General features: G+C 55.4%; 18 protein-coding genes. 8 read left to right on the forward strand and 10 right to left on the reverse strand.

Annotated elements, in window-relative coordinates:
* Nucleotide 1 precedes the first annotated feature (1 nt).
* On the reverse strand, nucleotides 2–1,918 hold the full coding sequence (locus PXG97_RS11330; RefSeq protein ID WP_276497861.1) for a hypothetical protein: 1,917 nt from the start codon (nucleotides 1,916–1,918) through the stop codon (nucleotides 2–4).
* A 454-nt stretch (nucleotides 1,919–2,372) separates the two neighbouring features.
* On the opposite strand from PXG97_RS11330, the gene PXG97_RS11335 reads away from it, so the two are divergent.
* Nucleotides 2,373–2,564 (forward strand): cold-shock protein, encoded by a 192-nt coding sequence (locus PXG97_RS11335; protein WP_276497862.1) that lies wholly within the window; start codon nucleotides 2,373–2,375, stop codon nucleotides 2,562–2,564.
* A gap of 72 nt (nucleotides 2,565–2,636) precedes the next feature.
* On the opposite strand, the gene PXG97_RS11340 is transcribed toward PXG97_RS11335, so the two are convergent.
* From PXG97_RS11340 to PXG97_RS11350, 3 genes are all read right to left on the reverse strand, one after another.
* Nucleotides 2,637–3,734 carry an endonuclease/exonuclease/phosphatase family protein gene (locus tag PXG97_RS11340; protein ID WP_276497863.1) on the reverse strand — a complete coding sequence of 366 codons (1,098 nt, stop codon included), beginning with the start codon at nucleotides 3,732–3,734 and terminating at the stop codon, nucleotides 2,637–2,639.
* A 191-nt stretch (nucleotides 3,735–3,925) separates the two neighbouring features.
* Nucleotides 3,926–4,408: a gliding motility lipoprotein GldH gene (locus tag PXG97_RS11345; RefSeq protein ID WP_276497864.1), complete on the reverse strand. Its 483-nt coding sequence runs from the start codon at nucleotides 4,406–4,408 to the stop codon at nucleotides 3,926–3,928.
* Complete coding sequence (locus tag PXG97_RS11350; protein WP_276497865.1) at nucleotides 4,401–5,831, reverse strand: PSP1 domain-containing protein; 1,431 nt, start codon at nucleotides 5,829–5,831, stop codon at nucleotides 4,401–4,403. Before PXG97_RS11350 ends, PXG97_RS11345 begins: the two co-directional genes overlap by 8 nt.
* Before the next feature lie 475 nt (nucleotides 5,832–6,306).
* Here PXG97_RS11350 and PXG97_RS11355 point away from each other — a divergent pair, with 475 nt between their 5' ends.
* Entirely contained in the window at nucleotides 6,307–7,182 is an 876-nt protein-coding gene (locus PXG97_RS11355; protein WP_276497866.1) for a GNAT family N-acetyltransferase, read from the forward strand.
* Nucleotides 7,183–7,241: 59 nt separating this feature from the next.
* Nucleotides 7,242–7,571 carry a DMT family transporter gene (locus PXG97_RS11360; RefSeq protein ID WP_276497867.1) on the forward strand — a complete coding sequence of 110 codons (330 nt, stop codon included), beginning with the start codon at nucleotides 7,242–7,244 and terminating at the stop codon, nucleotides 7,569–7,571.
* Nucleotides 7,572–7,573: 2 nt separating this feature from the next.
* On the opposite strand, the gene PXG97_RS11365 is transcribed toward PXG97_RS11360, so the two are convergent.
* The 5 genes from PXG97_RS11365 to rsfS form a co-directional block, all read right to left on the reverse strand.
* Nucleotides 7,574–8,404 (reverse strand): hypothetical protein, encoded by an 831-nt coding sequence (locus tag PXG97_RS11365; protein ID WP_276497868.1) that lies wholly within the window; start codon nucleotides 8,402–8,404, stop codon nucleotides 7,574–7,576.
* Nucleotides 8,394–9,164, reverse strand: a complete 771-nt coding sequence (locus PXG97_RS11370) for a UDP-2,3-diacylglucosamine diphosphatase (protein WP_276497869.1) — start codon at nucleotides 9,162–9,164, stop codon at nucleotides 8,394–8,396. The genes PXG97_RS11365 and PXG97_RS11370 overlap by 11 nt, the downstream gene beginning before the upstream one ends.
* A complete protein-coding gene (locus tag PXG97_RS11375; protein WP_276497870.1) occupies nucleotides 9,148–9,801 on the reverse strand; it encodes a LutC/YkgG family protein in 654 nt (217 codons plus the stop codon). Before PXG97_RS11375 ends, PXG97_RS11370 begins: the two co-directional genes overlap by 17 nt.
* Nucleotides 9,802–9,812: 11 nt before the next feature.
* Nucleotides 9,813–11,939, reverse strand: coding sequence for an ATP-dependent zinc metalloprotease FtsH (gene ftsH, locus PXG97_RS11380; protein WP_276497871.1), 2,127 nt, complete (start codon nucleotides 11,937–11,939; stop codon nucleotides 9,813–9,815).
* Nucleotides 11,940–12,011: 72 nt separating this feature from the next.
* Nucleotides 12,012–12,386 carry a ribosome silencing factor gene (gene rsfS / locus PXG97_RS11385; protein ID WP_276497872.1) on the reverse strand — a complete coding sequence of 125 codons (375 nt, stop codon included), beginning with the start codon at nucleotides 12,384–12,386 and terminating at the stop codon, nucleotides 12,012–12,014.
* 51 nt (nucleotides 12,387–12,437) lie between these two features.
* Here rsfS and PXG97_RS11390 point away from each other — a divergent pair, with 51 nt between their 5' ends.
* Nucleotides 12,438–13,187: a biotin--[acetyl-CoA-carboxylase] ligase gene (locus PXG97_RS11390; protein WP_276497873.1), complete on the forward strand. Its 750-nt coding sequence runs from the start codon at nucleotides 12,438–12,440 to the stop codon at nucleotides 13,185–13,187.
* Nucleotides 13,188–13,258: 71 nt separating this feature from the next.
* Here the strand turns inward: PXG97_RS11390 and PXG97_RS11395 are convergent, their stop codons facing one another.
* Nucleotides 13,259–14,785: a T9SS type A sorting domain-containing protein gene (locus PXG97_RS11395; RefSeq protein WP_276497874.1), complete on the reverse strand. Its 1,527-nt coding sequence runs from the start codon at nucleotides 14,783–14,785 to the stop codon at nucleotides 13,259–13,261.
* A 565-nt stretch (nucleotides 14,786–15,350) separates the two neighbouring features.
* On the opposite strand from PXG97_RS11395, the gene PXG97_RS11400 reads away from it, so the two are divergent.
* The 4 genes from PXG97_RS11400 to rlmB all read left to right on the forward strand — a co-directional run bounded on the left by PXG97_RS11400 (nucleotide 15,351) and on the right by rlmB (nucleotide 21,110).
* Nucleotides 15,351–15,893 carry a T9SS type A sorting domain-containing protein gene (locus PXG97_RS11400; RefSeq protein ID WP_276498264.1) on the forward strand — a complete coding sequence of 181 codons (543 nt, stop codon included), beginning with the start codon at nucleotides 15,351–15,353 and terminating at the stop codon, nucleotides 15,891–15,893.
* Nucleotides 15,894–16,019: 126 nt separating this feature from the next.
* Nucleotides 16,020–18,965 carry a protein O-mannosyl-transferase family gene (locus tag PXG97_RS11405; protein ID WP_276497875.1) on the forward strand — a complete coding sequence of 982 codons (2,946 nt, stop codon included), beginning with the start codon at nucleotides 16,020–16,022 and terminating at the stop codon, nucleotides 18,963–18,965.
* Nucleotides 18,966–19,167: 202 nt separating this feature from the next.
* Entirely contained in the window at nucleotides 19,168–20,295 is a 1,128-nt protein-coding gene (locus tag PXG97_RS11410; protein WP_276497876.1) for a GWxTD domain-containing protein, read from the forward strand.
* Nucleotides 20,268–21,110, forward strand: coding sequence for a 23S rRNA (guanosine(2251)-2'-O)-methyltransferase RlmB (gene rlmB / locus PXG97_RS11415; RefSeq protein ID WP_276497877.1), 843 nt, complete (start codon nucleotides 20,268–20,270; stop codon nucleotides 21,108–21,110). The genes PXG97_RS11410 and rlmB overlap by 28 nt, the downstream gene beginning before the upstream one ends.
* Nucleotides 21,111–21,188 lie beyond the last annotated feature (78 nt).

The raw sequence follows: 21,188 nt of genomic DNA on the forward strand, positions 1-21,188 counted from the left end.
ATTATTCATCCAGGTTGCGGTAACGGTCACTGCGGCGTGTCTGGTAGCGATCCTGATCTCTGTCGGAGTCGCCGCCATAGCCACGGTAGTTCTCGCGGGAGCTGGAGCCGCGGTTATCGCTGTAGTAGGATGTGCTGCTGTCCATGGAGCCATAACGGCTGTCATCGCCGCCGTAGCCGCCCTGGCCATAGCCACCTTCACGGTATCCGCTCTGGCCGTAACGGTTGCTGGAGGAACCTCCTTGCATGCCGCTGCCCATGCCACCTCTCGATGAGCCGCCGTAGCCGCCCTGCATGCCGCTGCCATAGCCACCGCTCATACCTTGGCTTCCGCTGCCGGAGCCGTAACCATAGCCACCGCTCATGCCGCTGCTGTAGTTGCTGTCGCCGTAGCCGCCTCTGTCTCTGTCAGAGGATCTGCCTTGCGAGCCATAGCTGGACCCGCCACTGTAGCCTTGGCCATAGTCGCTGCCTTGCGAGCCATATCTGGCGGAGCGGTCAGAGCTATACTCATCATTGTAAGAGCCTCCTCTGGAACCATAGCCCCCCTGGCTGCCGTAGCCGCCCTGCATGGAGCTCTGGGAATCCCAGCCGCGCTGTGAGCCGCGGTCGTCTCTGTCGTACTCGCTCATGCCTCTGCTGGAGCCGTAGCCCATGGAGCCGTAACGGTCTCTGTCGCCGTAGCCACCCTGCATGCTGCTTCTGCCAGAACCTGAGCCTGACATGCTGGAGCCATAGCCCTGCTGTCCGCTGCCGCTGTAGCCTCCGCCCTGGGAGCCACCGAAGCTCTGGGAAGAGGAGCCATAGTTGCCTTGACCTTGAGAGCCGTAGCCACCGCCCTGCTGACCATAGCGGCCCATGCCTCCCTGGTCATTCATTCTGCCGTAATCGCTGCGGCCGCCGCCCATGCTGCCTGAGCTGCCATAGCTGGAGCCCATGTCCTGTGAGCCGTAGCCCATGCGCTGCTGGCCTTGGTTGTGGCTGCTGTAACCCCCGCCATAGTTGCCGTAGTTACCGCTTCGGCCACTGTCGTAGCTGCCGTAACCACCCTGCGAGGAGTTGCCTTGCGTTCCGAAGGCGCCGGACGTGCCGCCAGAGATCATGCCGCCCTGTCTGTCACCTTCTCTGTCCTGGTAGCCACCCTGCATGCCGCCTCTGCTGGCACCGAAGTCCTGGTCCTGGTAACGGGTGCGGTTACCTTCCATGCCGCCCTGGCTGCCGTAGTTGAAGCCGCCTTCAGAGCCCTGGCCTGAGCCATAGCGCTGGCTGCCGTAGTTACCCTGTGCGCCATAGCCGCCCTGCTGCGAGCCGTAGCTGCCGCCCTGTGAAGAGCCGTAACCCCCCTGCGAGCCCTGGCCGCCGTAGTTGCTCTGTGAGCCATAGTCGCTTTGATAACCATAGCCGCTCTGCCCGCCATAGTTGCCGTGCTGCGAGCCGTACCCATAACCGCCCTGGCTGCCATAGCCTTGGTTGCCCTGGCCTCCCCAGTTCTGGTCCTGGTCCTCCCGGTTCTGGCCCTGACTGCCCTGCGAAGAGCTGCCTGACATGGAGCCGTAGTTCCCGTAGTCAGACAGGTTGCTGTTGCGGTCAGAAGAAGAGCCGGAGCGGCTACCTGTGTTAGAGGAAGAGGTGCTGCTGCCTGATTTAGCAGATGTGCCGGTGTTCGATTTACCCTCTTTATTAGAAGTAGAGCCAGACTTGGCTTTTGTAGTGGAAGACTTGCTTGTGGAACCGCTGGTCTTGCTGCCAGAGGAACTGCTCTTCGGTGTTGAGCTGGAGCTGCCTGTAGTGGATCTGCCGCTTGACGTGTTAGACGATGTGCCTGATGTAGAGGAAGAGCTCGGCGTCAGGCTGCTCGATGAGCTGCCTGATGTATTGGAATTCTGGTCCGTACTCTGGTTTTTCTCAGTGTCTTTCATAGTTCTGATCTCCTTAGTTAATGGTTGATGTTTATTAAGTTTGTTGTTCCCGGTTAGTCTCATCCGGCCCCGTCGGGAGCAAATTTCCGGCGTCGGATTTATGTTGCCGATACCTTAAAAGTTTCCGTAGTAATAGCGGTTTTTAAGTGTAACAGAACGTTTTAGCTATACGAACCATGGGGCACATGGTTATTGCTATATTGCACTGTAGCCCTTCTAAACTACTATCGCAGCTGGCGTGCTGCCTGGGGTGGCGGCGCCTGCAGAGGACGTGCCCTAATCTTGGGGCCGCACCGGGGCAAAGTATAAACCAATCGAAACCACGGGCAGAGGAGGAGTGGCGGCGGGCGCGGGTAAGTGCCTGATGGTGTTTTTGTTGTTTATTTAACAGGATGTTTGCTACTAATCCGGAAGTTATACTTACCTTTGTTCATAATTATTAATTATCATTATAATGAAGACAGGTAAAGTAAAATTCTTTAACGTATCAAAAGGTTTCGGTTTTATCGTTGATGACGAGACTAATCAGGAGATCTTCGTGCACCAGACTGGTCTGACTCACGAGATCCGCGAAAACGACCGTGTATCTTATGAAGTTAAGGACGGTAAAAAAGGTTTGAACGCTATCAACGTAGAGAGAATCTAAGTTATAGGCGCTATCAATAGCCAGCAGGCATTGTAAAAGTCTTTTACCCGCTCAGAAACCTGAGCGGGTTTTTTATTTGCTGCTGGTGTCATTCTGTTTTTCCTGGCTGCGCTCCTTCCCCTTCTCCAGCCCCTCCTGAATCAGCTCGTTTGCCTCCTGCTTGTCCTCCGCATCGGCATGTGGGTGCTCCTGCTCGTGCTCGCGGTGCGGTTCGTAGTTCAGGGTGATGAGAATGGGGAAGTGGTCAGACCCGAATTTGTCCAGGCGGCGCAGGTTCACCAAGCGGAACTGCGGGTCGTAGAAAACGTGGTCGAGGGGGTAGCGGAAAACAGGGATATGGGCGTTGTAGGTATTGTAAAAGCCACGGCCTACGCGTGGGTCTATCAGGCCGCTGATCTCTTTAAACAGCTTGGTGGTTTTAGACCAGGCCACATCGTTTAGGTCGCCGGCCACCACGGCAGGGTAGGGGGCCTTTTTAGCCTGCTTGGCCACTAAGAGCAGTTCAGCCTCGCGGGGCTCGGTGTTCAGCATGAGGCGGGGTGGCTGCGGATGCACGGTGAACAGGCTAAACTTATCGCCGCTCGGCAGCTCTACCACCGTGTAAAACGATGGTATGTCATCCTCCACCAGGAAGCGTATTTCGTGGTCGTGCAGTTTGTTCTTGCTCCAGAACAGCATGCCGTAGGTGTTTTCCAGCGGCTTTTTAATAGAGTAGGGGTATTTCTCGTCAAGCAGCTTACAGACGTGGTCGTGCCAAGCCTGGTCCGGCTCGTTCATGATGACCATGTCAGGGTGCGCCTCTATCACCCGCTCCAGAAACTTGTCATACTCCCGGTTCCTCATCCGCACGTTTGCGATCATCAGGGTAAAGGCATTGCTTGGCTTTTCCTGCTCCGTCCGCAGCGCCTCCACCTTCACTACCGGCGTGAAGTGAATGATGAAGCGAAGCTCGTTAAGTATGGCAAGCGCCCAGATGAGCAACATAGCGTAGTCCGCGGGCCCCTGCGCGCCATACATTGCCTCATAAGCCACCAGGACCAGTGTTAACAGGATGGCAACGTGCAGGCGCGGGAAGTCCAGCACCCGTATCCACCACAGTGTCGAGGAAATGAGGGGCAGAAAAGAGAAAAGCGTGAAGGTAAAACCAAGTATGATCAGTGTGGTCTGCATCTATCTATAAGGGCGTTTGTTGCGGATGTATCTGCATTACTATTTTCAGCAGGTAATTGTTGCCTGTGCTTCATTCTACGAGTTTGTACCCAACCAGATAAGGTTATACTTGGTAGCGCCAAAATAAAACTGCCCCGGCTGGCCATACGCTGGCTGCCGGGGCAGTTTTATTTTTAAGTCAGGCTCGCTCCTTACCTGTCCTCTGAGTTGGCGGCCACACGCACCCCCACGGCCAGAATGTTTGGCAGCGGGTCGCGCCGCATGTACTGGGTCAGCTTTAGCCTGTATGTGCCCTGCTTGGCAAACTTAACGTTGTCGAGCGCCAGGGCCTGCAGGTCGTAGGTGTCGCTGGAGCCGCTGCCAAGCGGTTTCCCCGTTTTAGAGTCCATCAGCAGCAACTCATGCAACTGAGAGGAGAGCTGGGTACTGTCGGGGCCTACCAGTTGGTGGCGCAGGTACAGGTTATAGTAGTCATACTTCAGGTTATAGCGCACGTTAAAGTATACATCGTACACTTGTGTGGTATCCTTTATCTCAAATTCGAAAACGGGCGCATTGTCAATCTGCCAGTTGCCATCCGGCATGTTAACGTTCTGCTCATACACCCGTGCCGGGTCGCAGGCGGAGAGCAGCAGCACGAGCGCCGCTGCCCACACCCTTACAAGTTTATGCATCAGTGCGTGGTGGTTTGTTGCCTTGGTCTGGTTTCTTGCCTCTGAACGGCTTGCGGGAGCGCTTCTTAGGGCGCTGCCCGTCGCCTTGGGGCTGCGCTCCTGCCTCTGGCGCAGGGCCAGCAGGTGCTTGCGCCTCGGGCTTAGGGCCTTGGTCGCGTTTCTCGCGGCGCTCCCTTGGCTCTCGCCGCTCCCGTGGCTCCCTGTTCTCGCGCGGCTCATTTCCTTCCTGGCCCTCTTTGCTTTTGGTTTTGTTGCGAGGCGGGCGCTGGCGGCGTGGCCGCTGCTCCTGCTCGGGGCCGTCCTGGGGCTGTGCCTGTTGGCGCGGCTGCTTTTCCTTTTTCGGCTGCGCAGACTCAGCTGGTTTCTCCTGTTGCTGCTCTCCCGTGGCGTTGCCGCCTACGGATTTCTTCTTCTTCTTTTTCTTCTTCTTTTTAGCCTTGAACTTGTCATCGAGGCGCTCCAGGCTTCCTTCTACCTGCGCCACAAACTCGTTCTGCTTCGGCTCCTCCACCGGCTCCGTCAGCAGGGTCTCCACGGCCACTCCTTTAGCGTTCAGCTCCAGGATCTCCTGCACACGCTCCACCGGCACCGGGTACCAGTTATTGTCGCCCTTGTAGCCAAACCACATCATGCGCTTAAAGATGTCGGTCTTCTGCAGTATGGCGTCTCCCTGCTGCGTCTGTAACGGGCGGTTCACCGTTGGGATGTCCTTCAGGGCATCCATATACGTCTCCAACTCATAGTTGAGGCAGCATTTGAGGCGGCCGCACTGACCGCTCAGCTTGCTTGGGTTCAGCGACAGGTTCTGGTAGCGTGCCGCCGTGGTAGATACGCTCTTAAAGTCGGTGAGCCAGGTAGAGCAGCAAAGCTCCCGGCCGCACGACCCGATGCCGCCCAAACGGCCCGCCTCGTGGCGCAGGCTTATCTGGCGCATCTCGATGCGTATCCTGAACTCCTCGGCCAGCTTCTTGATCAGGTCCCGGAAATCGACGCGGTCATCGGCAGAGTAAAAGAACGTGGCTTTACTTTTATCGGCCTGGTACTCCACGTCCGAGAGCTTCATCTTGAGGCCGAGCTGCTGAATGATCTCGCGGCTGCGGTACATGGTGGTGCCTTCCTGGTCGCGGGCCTCGTTGAACTTCTCCATGTCGCGCTCGGTGGCAATGCGGTAGATGGTGCGGATCTCCTCGTTGTTATCCACTTTCTTCTTGAGCATCTGCAGGCGCACGAGCTCCCCCTTCAGCGACACGAAGCCAATGTGGTGGCCGTTCGGCACATCCACCACCACGGCATCGCCAGTGGTCAGGTCCAGCCGGTTTATGTTTCGGAAGAAGTCCTTGCGGCCTCCCTTAAATCTTATCTCTACAATATCGAACTCCTCAAACGACGTGGGTATCTCCATGTCGCTGAGCCAGTCGAACACGTTTAAACGGTTGCAGCCTCCCGTGCTGCACCCGCCGTTGCTTTTGCAGCCACCCGGCTTGGAGCCGGCGGTCGTGCTGCATCCGCCACTAGAACATGAACTACATCCCACAATAGTATCTCCTTATATATAGCCAGTATAAAGCTGGGCTAATTCTTGTTTTCTAAATCAGTTAATTAACAAATATACTAAAATTTTAGGCTTTTGCTTTGGTGCCTCCTAAATGTACAAGCTTGGCAACAAAGCTTTGCTGCCATTGGTGCCGTAAGCAATGAGGCTATTTACGAAAAAAGGCCCATATTGCTACATGCTGAGAAACAAAGCATCACCCGGGTGCCAGTCTCTTAAACAGCCCCCGCGGGTCTATGAAGCAGGCAAAATGTAGCGGCCTCGGGTAAAATAAACATTTCTTTCCAGGCAGGCTATATTATTTTCTTGCTGCCGTACACCAATCATAAACAAAGAGAAGAGCATCATGCCGATCTTCCGACTATCTTTCCTTACCGCCACAGATCTGCCGCAGGTACGCGAAACGTTCCTTGAGGCCTTTGCCGACTATGTGGTGCCTGTGCAGCTGAGCCAGGAGCAGCTTAGGGACAAGGTGGAGCGGGAGGGAATCCTGCCAAGTTTCTGCGTGGGGGCCTTTGTGGGGGAGGAGTTGGTGGGGTTTATACTTACTGCGCTGGGAGAATGGCTGGGAAAGCCAACGGCCTACAACGCCGGAACAGGTGTGGTGCCGAGGTACAGGGGCCATGGCCTGACACAGCAGATGTATGCTTTCCTGCTGCCGAAGCTGCGCGAGAGCGGTGTGGAGCAGTGCCTGCTGGAGGTGATCGAGGGCAATATGCCCGCACTTAAGACGTATGGGAAGATAGGCTTCAATTTCACCCGCGCCCTTAGCTGCTTCAGGTCTACGAAGGAGGAGCTGCTGCTAGGGCAGTGGCAGCCTGAAGGCGTAACTATTTCGGAGAAAGCGCAGTTTGATTTTGAGGCCTATAGTTGCTTCTGGGATGTGAAGCCGACCTGGCAGAATAACATCGACTCCCTGAAGCGCAGCAAGGGACAGACAAAGACTTTGGTAGCCTGCAACGCGCAGCAGGAGGTGGTTGGGTATATCTCCTTTTTCCGTAAGAATGGGGCGGTGGCGCAGCTGGCGGTTGGCAGGCAATGGCGCAGGCAGGGGATTGGCACGGCGCTGCTGCGCGAAGCTGTACGCCAGGTAGAGGGCCCGGCTGTGATGTTCCTCAACATAGAGGATACGGCGACAAGTATGGTTCCATTCCTGCAGGGGCGGCACATGAAGCTGCTGCTCAAACAGCATGAGATGCGGATGCCGATTGTGCAGGTATAAAGCTGTGCTGCGGCAGGTTTAATGCGTACCTTTGCCGCTTCATCTAAACTGACTTAACTATGAACATGGCGTGGTTTTACCTGGTACTGGCAGGTATCTGTGAAATTGGCTGGGCCTTCGGGCTAAAGTATAGCGAGGGATTCACCAAGCTTGGGGTTAGCATCGTAACCGTTGTCGTGATGATCCTGAGCTTTGTGCTGCTCTCGCAGGCGATGAAAACGCTGCCGCTGGGAACAGCTTACGCGATCTGGACCGGCATTGGCGCCGCCGGAACCGCCATACTTGGCATCCTTTTCCTGAACGAGCCCCGTGACCTGGTGCGTATCCTCTGCATTTTGATGATTGTGGCCGGTGTGGTGGGGCTAAAGGTGTTCTCAGGCGCGAAATAAACTCACTGCATCAGGTATACTTCTGCCGTGCTTTTCGTGAAGAGGTAAAGGCGCTTATCCCCTACCAGTGCCGAAATATACTCCTGCTGCTGCGGGAGTGCCAGCAGGCGCGCCTTCTGCGTGTACAGGTCCAGGAAGTACAATTTACCGTCCCTCACAAAATAGAGCTCATTATTGCGGAAGCCGATATGGCGCAGGTTGGGGTAAGGTAGCGTCCGTTTATAGTTGCCCAGGTTGTCGAACACCAACACACCGCTGTTATAATCGAGTAGGTATACCATGTTCTGGTACTCGCGCAGCTGCCGCACGTCAAACTGCTCACGGTTCAGCAGCAGGTTGAGCGGTGTTTCCACGGTTACTTGCCGCATGGCGGGGTTTAGTTTGCTAAGGGTGAGGCTTGTCTCGTCGAAGAGCCAATAGCCCAAATCACCGGCAGGGGCCGCTACCTTGGCCGTGCCCTCGTACTGCAGGTCCAGCAGGTCGGTGGTGCTGATGGGGCGCAGGAAGCGGTCCAGCAGCGTGATTTCCTGGCTGCCTTCGTAAAACAGCGCAATCTTCATGGGGTTCCAGGCATGGATGCTGCTGATGCGGCCACGGGCAGGAGGGGAGTAGGTGTCCACCGGCTGGCCCGCAGGGTTCAGGCGCAGCAGGTTCAGGCGCTCGTCCAGTAAGTACACATACCCGTTGCGGTCTTGGGAGATGGTGGTGGGGGAGCTGATGCCCAGGCTGTGGCTATAGGTGAGCACCGGCGCCTGCAGCGTGTCCTGCGCCTGCGCCAGCAGCGGTGCCAGCAGTGCCAGCCAAAGTATAAGTATGGTTTGTTTAGCCTTCAAAGGTCTTCAGTTCCAGTTTCTCGCCGTCATACACACCGTAGGTGCAGAAGTTTACCCACTCGCCCAGGTTCACATACTTGGCTTCCTTACCAATGGGCATCTCCAGGGGCAGGTGGCGGTGGCCGAACACGTAGTAATCGTGGTGCTGCTGCTCTTCTACCTCCTGGCTATACTGCACCAGCCACTCGCGCTCCCCGAAAAACGCCTCGTCCTTTTTCACGTTGCTGATGCGGCTCCTCTTAGACCACATGTTTGCAATTCCAATGCCAGTGTTGGGGTGAATGCGGGCAAAAAGCCACTGGCATAGCTTGTTGTCAAACACCTTCTTCAGCAGTTTGTAAGTATGGTCGCCGGGGCCCAAACCATCGCCGTGGCCAATGTAAAAGGTCTTGTCGCCAATGTTGGTGGAGATAGGCTTGCGGATGATCGGAATGCTGAGCTCTTTCGGGAAATAGTCGAACATCCACATGTCGTGGTTCCCCGTGAAAAACAGCACCGGCAGACCGGCGTCCGTCAGTTCGGCCAGCTTGCCCTGCAGGCGCACGTAGCCTTTGGGAATGGCATGTTTGTACTCAAACCAAAAGTCGAAGATATCGCCCAGCAAAAGTATAGCGGCCGCATCCTGCTGCGCCATGTCCAGCCACCGCACAATTTTTTTCTCGCGGGCCAGGCTGCTTTTGGCATCGGGCACACCTAAATGGAAGTCGGAAGCGAAATATACTTTTTTGCCAGGCGCCAGCTCGTTAATGCGGAAGGTCATCTATCAGGAACAAGACTAACTGCTTAGGGCCATGGGCGCCCATCACAAGGGTTTTTTCAATGTCGGCGGTGCGGCTCGGGCCACTCACCAGCGATACCATCGAAGGGAAGTTTTCTTTATACTTGTCGCGCACGCGCTGCAGGCCATCCTTGATATCCGGCACCAGTTGGCTGGCTTTGGCTATGACCATGTGCGTGGCCGGGTAGATGCTCAGGCGGCGCCCACCGGCATTGGCTGAGCTCACCAGGATGCTGCCGGTGCGGGTAATCAGTGCCTCGCAGGTGGTAAGACCGGCCTCCACGCCTTGCACAAAAGCCTCCTCATCGGCTATAAAGTCGATGCCCGCCTGATGAATGGCGTTTTGCAGGTTAGGCTCCCAGACGCACAGGTGCTGCAGGTTCTGCTCCTTTTTGTACACATACAGCTGGTCGAAGAAATCCTCCTCGTGCTCGCAATACACAAACACCCCGGCGTTTTTGATGAAGTTCTCGGCAAAGACGATCGACATATCCTCCAGCGCCACCTTCTCGTGCAGCGGGGAGGTAAAGTCTGGGGTAGGAGGCAGAAAAGGCGCCGACTTAGCCAGCGCCTCTCTTACTCTTCTTAAAACTATTTCTTTGGATTTTGCTTCGTACATGCCTGGTTAGATCAAGCTGTTCTCGAGTTTACATTATCGCGCTCAGCGGCGGAGCTGCCGTTGTTGCCTAATGGCGTACCGGGCACATTGCCTTCTTCCTGCTCCGGATGCTGTGTCTGGCCAAGCTCCACAGGGTGCTGCTGCTCCACCTCGCTCTTTGTCTGGCTACGGTCGGTACCGGCAGTGTGTGCCTGGTACGTTGTCAGCGAGTCGAACGGGCGTGGGCCCACCAGGCGCTCCAGGTCACTTTGGAACAGGATCTCTTTCTCCAGCAGTTCCTGCGCAATTATCTCCAACTCGCGGCGCTTGTCAGAAAGCAAAGCCTTGGTGCGCTCGTAAGCGCTGTTGATGAGTATGCGCACCTCCTGGTCAATGGTTTCGGCAGTAGCCTCAGAATACGGCTTGTTAAACGTCATCTCAGACTGCTTCGAGTCGTAGAACGACACGTTGCCGATCTTTGAGTTCATACCGTACATGGTCACGATGCTGTAGGCCATCTTGGTGATACGCTCCAAATCACTCAGTGCGCCGGTTGATATCTTGCCGAACACGATCTCCTCCGCGGCACGTCCACCCAGGGCCATACACATCTCATCGATAAGTTGCTCCGTGGTATACAGGAACTGCTCTTTTGGCAGGTACTGTGCGTATCCCAGCGCAGCCACGCCACGCGGCACAATACTTACTTTCACCAACGGGTCGGCGTGCTCCAGGAACCAGCCGGCAATGGCGTGGCCAGCCTCGTGGTAGGCCACAATCTTTTTCTCTTCCGGAGAGATGATCTTGTTCTTTTTCTCCAGACCACCGATCACGCGGTCCACCGCGTCGTTGAAGTCCTGCTGGTCCACCGCCTTTTTGTTACGGCGGGCGGCGATCAGCGCGGCCTCGTTACACACGTTGGCGATCTCGGCACCGGCAAAGCCTGGTGTCTGGGCGGCTAGTTTCTTCGCGTCCACGTCTGGAGCCAGCGTAAGCGGGCCCAGGTGCACTTTAAATATCTCGGTACGGCCGTTGATGTCTGGCTTGTCGATGCTGATCTGGCGGTCGAAACGGCCAGGGCGCAGCAAGGCAGAGTCCAGCGTGTCAGGGCGGTTAGTGGCGGCAAGTATGATTACACCGGAGTCGGTGGCGAAACCGTCCATCTCCACCAGCAGGGAGTTCAGCGTGTTTTCGCGCTCGTCGTTACCGCCCGGGGTAGCACCACGGCTACGGTGACGGCCAATCGCGTCAATCTCGTCGATAAAGATGATACAAGGCGCTTTGGCCTTCGCCTGCTTAAACAGGTCGCGCACACGCGCCGCACCCACGCCCACAAACATCTCCACAAAGTCGGAGCCCGACAGGGAGAAGAACGGAACGTCGGCCTCGCCGGCTACGGCCTTGGCCAATAAGGTTTTACCGGTGCCCGGAGGGCCTACCAGCAGGGCGCCCTTCGGTATTTTACCACCTAGGATCGTAAACTTGGATGGGTTCTTCAGGAACTCCACGATCTCCTGCACCTCTTCTTTCGCCTCCTCCAGGCCAGCCACATCCTTAAACGTGATCTTTACCTTGTTCTCTGCGTCAAAAAGGGCGGCTTTGGACTTGCCGATGTTGAAAATCTGACCACCCGTGCCGCCCGAGGTTACACGGCGCATCAGGAACCAGAAGCCAAACAGCAGCAGGATCAGAAAGCCCCACTGGAAGAAGAAGTCAGCAAAACCGGTTCTTGTTTCCGGAGTGAGCGGCACCCGCTGCTCGCGCGGCACACCCTCCTGCAGTTTGTCTAAGTCTTCTTTAAAAGACTCCGCAGAGATTACCTGGAAGTGGTAGTGCGGGCCCTGGTCCATGGTAAGCATGCCACGGTCGTTGAGCTCGGCTTTATACTTTTCGTTCTGGAGGGCCTCTCTCTCAAGGTAGACTTCCACCGTCTTGCCATTTACAAGGGTGAGCTTGTCCACGTCACCGCTCAGCAGCATCTCCTCAAAGTCCTGTTGCGTGGTCTCTATGGATGAATTGCTCTTGTTCAGGTAAGTCAGCCCAAAGATAAGCAGGATCAACACAGCCAGCATCCACAGCTGCATGGTAGGGCGCGGTGGCGTGTTGGGTATGATCGGCTTTTTCTTTTTGTTGTTGCCTTTATTATTTTTTTCTGCCATTGATAGTTTGAATGTCGATTGTATGGGAAACAAGGGGCTGGCGTTAAAAGTTTTTATGCCTCGCCCCAGGTGTTAGACAGACTCCACGTGCTCTATCTTGGCGTCGCCCCAAAGCTCCTCCAAAGCATAGAACTCACGCTTGTCTCTCAGGAAAACGTGTGCCACTACGTCCACATAGTCCAGCAGCACCCACTCTTTGTTAATGCGGCCTTCGGTTTGCCACGGGTTCTGGCCAGTTGCCTTGTGCACTTCTTCCTCTATGGAAGAGGCAATGGCATCGAGTTGTGTGTCGGAGGTTGCGGATGCTATTACGAAGTAATCTGATACAGCGTTTTTCAGTGATTTAAGGTTCATCACCACTATATCGGAAGCTTTCCTCTCCTGCATGCCCTTCACTACCAGCTCTGCCAATATGTCGGAAGTAGCCTCAACCTTGGTTTCTTTCATTTGCGCTCGTTAAATTTGATGTACAAAAGTATTAAATTCTCCTCTAATTATATGTTGCCTAATACGCTGTTTATGGGCCAACAGCTGCTTTTTATCGCAGCCTGTGCCTCCACTAACTCAGAGGCCCAGCAACTTCTTATCAAAAATGAAGCCACAGAAGGCTGTGCCGTCATCACGCACCACCAAACCCAGGGGCGCGGGCAGCGGGGCAATTCTTGGGAGGCGGAGCCGGGCCAGAACATTACCCTCTCTGTTATCCTGTCACCTTCCTTCCTGACCGTGCGCCAGCAGTTTTACCTCAACATGGCCGTGTCACTGGCCGTGCTCGACCTGCTCCGCGAGCAGGGCCTGCAACAAGCCCAGGTAAAATGGCCCAACGATTTATTCTTTGAAGATAAGAAACTTGGCGGGATTCTGATAGAAAACACTATAAATAGTCACTCTTTACAACACAGTATCGTCGGGATTGGTTTAAATGTGAACCAGACGCGCTTTGCTTCTCCAACGGCTACTTCTATGGCTAACGTATGCGGCCATGCTTTTGATCTGGAGAAAGTGACGGCGCGGCTGTTGGAGTTGCTGGAGAAACGCTACCTGCAGCTGCGCAACGGCCACAACGCCCGCCTGAAGTATGAGTACCTGCAGGGCCTGTACCGTTACCAGGAGCTGCACCCATTCCGAATCGGCCATGAGCAGGTGCTGGGGCAGATTCAGGGTGTGGACGAAAGCGGCCGCCTGGCCGTGCAGATCGAGCAGGAGCTGCGCTACTTTGACTTTAAAGAGATAGCGCATGTGGTGTAAACACCCAGCATCAAAAAGGCGGTGAGATATATCTCACCGCCTTTTGCCTCTTTATACTTGCATACTTTCGGTTACTGCACGATCAGCTTTTGCACCTGCTTTTCAATGGCGCCCTGCATGTGCACATAGTATAAGCCTTTCGGGATGTTAAGCTCGGCTATGCTTAGCCGCAGCTCGTGCGTGCCGGGGGCTACCTCCTGCGCATAAACCGTGCGGCCGTTCCTGTCCATGATCTTTAACTGAGCGGCACTGTTGCTGTTCAGGCCGACGTGCACATAGTTGCTGCTGGCGGGGTTAGGGTATACTTCCATGCTTGCGCTGGCAGCTGCCGCCCGGTTGCTTACGGCTACCACTTTGCTGTATTCAAATTGGCCGTCAAAGTCTACCTGCTTCAGGCGGTAATAGTTAACGCCGGGCTCGGCCGCTCTGTCGCTGTAGCTGTAGGTTAGTTGTGTGGCGGAGTTGCCGGCGCCCGCTACCTCCGCTATCTTTTCAAAGCTTCTGCCATCCTGGCTGCGCTCCACCTCAAACTTCTCGTTGTTGTTTTCCGATGCCGTGGCCCATTCAAGCGCGATGCCGCTCTGGGTAGCTTTACCTTCAAAGGAGAGCAACTCCACGGGTAGAGGGGTAATCGGCTCATCTTCACAGCTGATCGTGTTCAGGCCAGCATTCTCAAACACCCCGCCGGCAGTCATCGTCAACTGGAAGTATGGCTCCAGTTCGTAAAGGTCGCTGGGAACGATAACGGAGAAGAGGTCGGTGGCCCCGCTGGCGTAGCCGTTGGTGTTCTGTGCCTCAAAGGTGATCATGTTCGCCTCCTGGTCCACGGCCACCTTATACTGGTAATTCATGCCCTTGTACACACCACCGTTGGTCATGCCGGCCACACTTAACGGGTCTGGGGTATCGGTTGTCTCAATGGTAATGCTGCTAACATTCTCGTCTGCCAGGTTCCGGACCATCAGGTTGACGGTGGTCGTGCCATCGCCATTGTCCTCTGCACCGGCAAAGGCAAAGCTGGCGTTGTCGCGCTCTACCACGCAGGCATCAGGGCTGGTAACCGGGCTGCAGGCACTCAGGTCGAATACCACTTGCTTGCTCTGAGTAATGTTGTTTCGGTTGCCGTTGGTGGCTCCTCTCAAGGTGGCACGCACCCGCATGGTGGAGAGTGCCTCAAAGTCAGCCGCTGTTAAGTTAAAGCTAAAGGTGTCGATCGCTCCGCCGGTAAGGGAGTAGGTTTGCTTGGCGTTAAACTGAATGGCATTGAATGGGGTTTCCACCTCATTAGGCCCCTGCTGGCTGGCAAAACCGTTTCTTACGCGGTATTTAGGGGCATCCTCGTGGTAGATGCTGGCTGGCCCTGCTGCCTCAGATCCTTCTGGAAGCTCAAAGGCGATGTAAGCCAGTTCGTCGCAGTTTACCTGTAGGCCAAACTGCACCTGTACCAGGTCTGCTTCCAGCTGCGTGGCGCCAAAGTACTCAAAGGTATAGCATTCAAACTCCTGCACACAACCGCCGGTCGGCGTTGGGCGTTGGGCCTGGGCCCAGTTGATAGATGCGAATAAAATGAGAGCCAATAAAAGTATATATCTTTTCATGTTGTGCTTGATTTGAGGTAATAAAAAATACAACTATGTGTGTTAATATCTTAACGGAGTAGTAGGAATGTAGTTGCACTGTTTTATTGTACATTGTGAAGTAAGTGATTGCACTGATGCCGGAGCGGAAGTTCTTTAATATTCTGTTTTGGCTTGCTGTAGCGATTTGTTGAAGCTGCTGAACCCTGGTGGTGTATTGTGTTGATTTGGATTTAGCTACGAGGTTTACGTGGGCAGAGTGTGCTCTTTTAGATTCCTGTTTTAGTGAATAATGCTATTGTTGGGGCTTGTCTTGGCAACACGCTCCACGTTTTGGCAGCGGAAAGCATCCAACTAGTGGCCACGGGATGATAAACAGGAATAGTTTTTGATAGAGAAAGTGAAGGAGAAAGTGAAGGAGGGAGGAGGCCAGAGTGTATTGGCCTCATTCACAAATATTTTGAAAATTTAATTTACAGGTATGGCATTTTCGACTATCTTTGGTTTGCAAAGTCGAAAGTGTAGTGGCCAATACTATAACATCAAGACGCTTTAATATATGAGAATTTTTACAAGATTGATATTAGTGACTGCCCTTGTTAGCGCCCACCTGGTGAGCGTGGCCGGGGTGACCCCAACATATAAAGGTGGAAACACACTATGGAAGCTGATGCCTGAAAAAGCGGCACAAGTGTCAGTGTCGGCTAACAATGCCCGGCCGGCTTTTGTAGCGAAGGAGGACCATACCTGTTCAAAAATCTATGCCTCGGCGGTAAGCCAGGTGTTCCACGTGGTGGAGAAGAAGCAGACGAAGAGCATGTACGCGAATGTTACGCTGGCTGCCTTTGCCCCGGGCAATGACCTGAAGTCGTCGCTGCCGTCTATCAATGCTTACCCGAACCCATCACGCGGCTTTACGCGGCTGGCGCTTAACCTGCCGGGTAACGACAACTATAAGATCCGCATTTCCAACACCATCGGTAAGGTACTGGCGGTGCAGGAAGTTGCCCCGGCCGATAGGGCCAGGGTTGATCTGGACCTGACAAGCCTGCCGTCGGGCGTGTACTTCTATAGCCTGCTGGTGAACGGCAAGACGGTAGAGACAAAGCGCCTGGTGCTTCAGAAGTAGAAGGCTCAGCAAGCAGCGCATATTATACAAAGCCGGCCATTGTGCCGGCTTTTTCATTACAAACTTTTAAAAGTAGCCAGCCGCTTTGTTTAATTTATTATTTTCGGGGCTGAATCAACTAAAGCTATGACGGATTATCGGAAGATAAATAACCTCGTGGGCTGGGTCGTGTTCCTGATCGCGACAGCCGCTTATGTGCTAACACTGGAGCCTACTGCCAGTTACTGGGATGCCGGTGAGTTTATAGCCTGTTCATATAAGTTGCTGGTGCCGCACCCTCCGGGGGCTCCGTTCTACCTCCTGATGGGCCGGCTGTTCTCTATGTTTGCCTCCGATGTCACGCAGGTGGCCTGGTGGGTGAACCTGCTCTCGGCACTGGCCAGCTCCTTTACAGTGCTGTTCCTGTTCTGGACCATCACTATACTTGCCCGTAAGGTGCTCGTGAAGGAAGGCGCTGCGCCTACCAAAGGAAACATCCTGCTGATCATGGGAAGCGGCGCCGTGGGTGCGCTCGCATATACTTTCTCCGACTCCGCCTGGTTCTCGGCGGTGGAGGCAGAGGTGTATGCCATGTCATCGTTTTTCACAGCCATTGTTTTCTGGGCCATGCTGCGCTGGGAGGCCAAGGTGGGCGAGGCGCACTCCGATAAATGGCTTATACTTATTGCGTACCTGGTGGGCCTCTCCATCGGCGCTCACTTGCTGAACCTGGTAACCATCCCGGCACTCGCCTTTATTTACTATTTCCGCCTGTACAGGCCGAATTTCTGGGGCGGTGTGGCGGCTTTTGCCATCAGCGCCCTGGTGGTGGTGGCCATCCTTTGGGGGGTTATCCCTGGCCTTCCGTCGGTGGCAGGCTGGTTCGAGGTGCTGTTTGTAAATGACTTCAGGCTGCCCTTCGGGACGGGGATCATCTTCTTCCTGGTGCTGTTCGTGGGCGCGCTGGTGTTTGGCATCCGCTATTCCATCAAGCAAAACAACCGTGTGCTCAACACGGCGCTGCTGAGCCTGGCCTTTGTGCTGGTCGGCTACTCCTCTTACATGATGATCCCGATCCGCTCTTCCTATGAGCCGACCATCGATGAGAACGACCCGGACGATATCCTAACCTTCGTTTCTTACCTGAAGCGGGAGCAGTACGGTGACCGTCCGCTGCTGTACGGGCCGCAGTACAATGCCCAGCCTGTAGGCCAGGAAGAGGGCGCGCCGCGTTACGTGAAAGGCAAAGACCGCTACATCGTGGCCGGCAGAAAGGTAGAGCCGGTTTACGACTCGAAGGATAAGGTGCTGCTGCCGCGTATCTACAGCGATCAGCCGCAGCATATCGATGCCTATAAGAAGTGGGTGGACCTGCAAGAGGGTCAGACGCCGACATTCGGCCAAAACATGAGCTTCCTGGTGAACTACCAGCTGGGCTTTATGTACTGGCGCTACTTCCTGTGGAACTTTGTGGGGCGCGAAAGCGATGTGCAGAACGCCGGGGTGCTGTGGTTCGGCAAGAACGACCCGAATGCGCCGGAGCGCGTGCTGGAGAGTGAGGCCCGCAACTGCTTTTACCTGCTGCCGCTGCTGATAGGCATACTTGGCCTGATTTACCACGTGCGGAAAGATGAGAAAGATGCCTTCATCATTGGGTTGCTGTTCTTCTTTACGGGCATGGCCATTGCCCTGTACCTGAACCAGCCGCCAACCGAGCCGCGTGAGCGGGACTATACTTTTGCCGGATCCTTCTATGCCTTCAGCATCTGGATAGGATTGGGTGTGCTGGGCCTGGCAGACCTGCTGGGCAGGGCGCTGAAGAACTCTACGAGCCGTGCCGCTGTGGCCACAGTTGTCGGCTTGCTGGTGCCGGGCATCATGGCTGCCGAGGGATGGGACGACCACGACCGCTCCGACCGCTACCACTCGGTAGACTCGGCTAAGAACCTGCTCGACTCCTGCGCCCCGAATGCCATACTCTTTACCAACGGCGACAACGACACGTTCCCGCTGTGGTATGTGCAGGAGGTGGAGGGCTACCGCACCGACGTGCGCGTGGCCGTGCTCAGCTACCTCAACACCGACTGGTACATCGACCAGATGATGGACCAGTCCTACAAATCGGACCCGTGGCCGCTGACCCTGGGTATGGAAAGTTACCGTCAGGGCACCAACGACTTCCTGCCATACATGGAGCGCCCGCAGGTAGCCGCCGGTATCGACCTGAAGCAGTACATCAGCCTGATCAAGCAAAACCACCCAGCCCTGCAGGCGCAGTACACGAGCGGCACGCTCCTGACCATGCCGACGCGCAACTTCTTCCTGAACATCGATAAGGAGAAGATCGACAAGATGAACATCGTGGCGGCCGACCGGGAGGATCAGATCGTGGACCGCATGCAGTGGACGATCACCAAATCGCTGCTGGAGAAAAAGCACCTGGTGATGCTGGACCTGCTGGCCACCAATAACTGGGAGCGCCCGATCTACTTCTCTACCACCGTGAACAGCGCCGACTTCATCGGTCTTTCTGACTACTTCCAGCTGGAGGGCTTGGCATACCGCGTGGTGCCTGTGAGGGCCGGCGAGGACGAGGCCGGAAACGTGAACAAGGAGGTGATGTATGAGAACATGAAGGAGTTCTCTTTCCGCAATTTTGACCGGGAGGACATCTTCTACGACGAGAACTACTACCGCTTCTCGGCCAACGCCAGAGACAAGTTTGCCACGCTGGCTGCCGCTTACCTGGAGGACGGAAACGAGGCGCGTGCCAAAGAACTGGTAGATCGCTGCTTTGAGGTGATGCCGCTGGAGAGCGTGCCTTACGATTACTACACGCCGCAGTTCATCCCAATCTACGCTGCCCTGGGTGAGACAGAGAAAGCCACCGAGCTGCTCGAACACATGGCGCAAGGGTCGCAGAAGTCGCTGGACTATTATTTTGCCAAAGGCTCGCTCTTCGACCAGGAGATACAGGTGAACATGATCATTCTGCAGCAACTGGTGGGCACGGCGCAGCAACTGGGCCTCGACGAGAGGGCAGCCCAGCTGGAGCAACAGTTCAGGCAATACCTGCAGCGCATGCGCCGCTAAACAAAATAAGGAAATTAGCAGTACAAAAACCCGGGTTGCCCAGTGGCAGTCCGGGTTTCGCTTTTTAAAATATCCTACTTATACTTGCTTTAAGATGAGATACTTGTGTTTGTTTATGCTATGCCTCTTGTGTAGTTGCGGGGGCAGAAGCAGCTACAGCAGTTACAGCAGCCCGGCTCCTGCCCAGGCAAGCCCGCAGGTGATGCCTGAGATTATAATGCAACACGCCTACTATGCGAGCAACGATAGCCTGCACCTGCTGCTGAAGTTCGAGGATGCGCGCCAGGTACTGGATATACTACAGGCGGCTTCCTCCTACGAGTACGCCGTAAGGGCCGGCGCAGGAGAGCGGGACGCCGTGATCGTGGCGGACTCCGTGAACCTGCCTGACAGGAAGATAACCGATGTGGAGGGACAGCTGCACGTGGCGTTAGCGCTACCGGGGCGTGCGGTGCAGGAGCCGAACGTGTTGCACCTGAAAGTATGGCAGGTGCTGTCGGGGCAGGAGCGGATGGGCGTGGAGTTCAAAGTCCCGCTGGCCAGCGCCATGATGCAGAAAGGCTACCTGCTCACCACCAGCACCGGCAAGCCACTCTACCAAAACTATATCACGACATCAGATAAGCTGCTGGTCAAATCATTCGATGCCGGCAACACGTTTATGCCTGTCAACCGGTTCGAGCTGGACTTCATGCCTGCGGCGCCACCCATGAGCCTGAGCAAGCCGGCAGTGTCCCGTACATTGTCTGTGGCAAGCACGGATACGCTTACGGCTTCTGATACATTAACCTTCCAACAGGAGGGGCTATACTTGTTTAACCCGGAGTCAGTATTCGCAAGGGGCATTTTGGTGCTGCCGGGCAAATACCCTTTTGTGACCAGAGCCGAGGAGCTGGTCCCGCCGCTGATCTACCTCACCACCTCGCAGGAGCGGGACGCGCTCTTTAAAGCTGCGGATCCTAAGGCCGCTGTGGATGCGTTCTGGCTGGAGGTGGGCGGCAATGAGAGCCGGGCCCGTGAGCTGATCCGTACCTACTACAAACGCGTGGAGATGGCCAATAAGCTGTACACAGCACACAAGGCGGGATGGGCCACCGACCGGGGCATGATCTACATCATCTACGGAAGGCCGAGCAGCATCAGCCAGGTAGGGCCGAACATCACCTGGATCTACCGCGAGTCCGACACCTCGCCTTACATCAAGTTCGTTTTTACCAAAAAAGAAAATAACTTTACTGAAAATTATTATGAGCTGATACGGCGCCGTGAGTACGAGGACAGCTGGTACAGCTCAGTTGCAAAATGGAGAGCAGGAAAGACAAATTTGTAGGCAACCGCTACGGAGGCCCCAGAACACCCAAAGAAGATAAAACCGAGATGATTTTCGGCTCGCGTCCCATACTGGAGGCGCTGATGGCCGGAAAGGAGCTGGAGAAGATATTCCTGCTGCGCGGTGCCCGCAACCCCACCACCGATGAGATCGTGAAGCTGGCGAAAGGACGTGAGGTGCCGGTGGTAACCGTGCCCGCAGAGAAACTGGACAGGCTGACGCGTAAGAACCACCAGGGCGCCGTGGCCATGATATCGCCGATTTCTTACCAACCGTTGCCTGAGATTGTTACGGCGCTATTTGAGCAGGGGCGCAACCCGCTGCTGCTTATACTAGACCGCGTGACCGACGTGCGTAACTTTGGCTCTATCGCCCGGAATGCCGAGTGTATGGGGGTGGATGCCATTGTGATTCCTAGCCGTGGCGGAGCGCAGATAAACGCCGATGCCATGAAAACCTCGGCCGGGGCCCTTAACCTGGTGCCCGTGTGCCGCGAGCCGAACCTGAAAAATACGATCGACTACCTGAAGGACTACGGGTTTCAGGTGGTGGCCTGCACCGAGAAAACCGAGCACCAGCTTACCGATTATAGCGTGGACATGGTGGGCCCGACGGCCATACTCATGGGCAGCGAGGAGGACGGCATCTCGCCGGAGTACCTGAAGCGCGCCGATGTGAAGCTGCGCATCCCGCTCATGGGGCAGATCGGTTCGCTGAACGTGTCGGTGGCGACAGGCATTATACTTTACGAGGCCATGCGCCAGCGCCTGAAAGACAGCGGCTACTCCAGCCTCAACAAGCTGGAGCCATTATAGGCACGTGCCGCAAAGTATAAATCTATACTTTTGAGCTGGCGCGATTCCCGAAAATCGTGGCATAAGATAGTGTGGAGT

Source organism: Pontibacter litorisediminis (assembly GCF_029360645.1).
GTDB classification, from domain to species: Bacteria; Bacteroidota; Bacteroidia; order Cytophagales; family Hymenobacteraceae; genus Pontibacter; species Pontibacter litorisediminis.

Bases quoted from the DNA above. Each gene is read 5' to 3' on its own strand.
- PXG97_RS11330 (WP_276497861.1), bottom strand. From the start codon at position 1,918: ATGAAAGACACTGAGAAAAACCAGAGTACGGACCAGAATTCCAATACA.
- PXG97_RS11335 (WP_276497862.1), top strand. From the start codon at position 2,373: ATGAAGACAGGTAAAGTAAAATTCTTTAACGTATCAAAAGGTTTCGGT.
- PXG97_RS11340 (WP_276497863.1), bottom strand. From the start codon at position 3,734: ATGCAGACCACACTGATCATACTTGGTTTTACCTTCACGCTTTTCTCT.
- PXG97_RS11345 (WP_276497864.1), bottom strand. From the start codon at position 4,408: ATGCATAAACTTGTAAGGGTGTGGGCAGCGGCGCTCGTGCTGCTGCTC.
- PXG97_RS11355 (WP_276497866.1), top strand. From the start codon at position 6,307: ATGCCGATCTTCCGACTATCTTTCCTTACCGCCACAGATCTGCCGCAG.
- PXG97_RS11360 (WP_276497867.1), top strand. From the start codon at position 7,242: ATGAACATGGCGTGGTTTTACCTGGTACTGGCAGGTATCTGTGAAATT.
- PXG97_RS11370 (WP_276497869.1), bottom strand. From the start codon at position 9,164: ATGACCTTCCGCATTAACGAGCTGGCGCCTGGCAAAAAAGTATATTTC.
- PXG97_RS11375 (WP_276497870.1), bottom strand. From the start codon at position 9,801: ATGTACGAAGCAAAATCCAAAGAAATAGTTTTAAGAAGAGTAAGAGAG.
- ftsH (WP_276497871.1), bottom strand. From the start codon at position 11,939: ATGGCAGAAAAAAATAATAAAGGCAACAACAAAAAGAAAAAGCCGATC.
- rsfS (WP_276497872.1), bottom strand. From the start codon at position 12,386: ATGAAAGAAACCAAGGTTGAGGCTACTTCCGACATATTGGCAGAGCTG.
- PXG97_RS11390 (WP_276497873.1), top strand. From the start codon at position 12,438: ATGTTGCCTAATACGCTGTTTATGGGCCAACAGCTGCTTTTTATCGCA.
- PXG97_RS11395 (WP_276497874.1), bottom strand. From the start codon at position 14,785: ATGAAAAGATATATACTTTTATTGGCTCTCATTTTATTCGCATCTATC.
- PXG97_RS11405 (WP_276497875.1), top strand. From the start codon at position 16,020: ATGACGGATTATCGGAAGATAAATAACCTCGTGGGCTGGGTCGTGTTC.
- PXG97_RS11410 (WP_276497876.1), top strand. From the start codon at position 19,168: ATGCCTGAGATTATAATGCAACACGCCTACTATGCGAGCAACGATAGC.
- rlmB (WP_276497877.1), top strand. From the start codon at position 20,268: ATGGAGAGCAGGAAAGACAAATTTGTAGGCAACCGCTACGGAGGCCCC.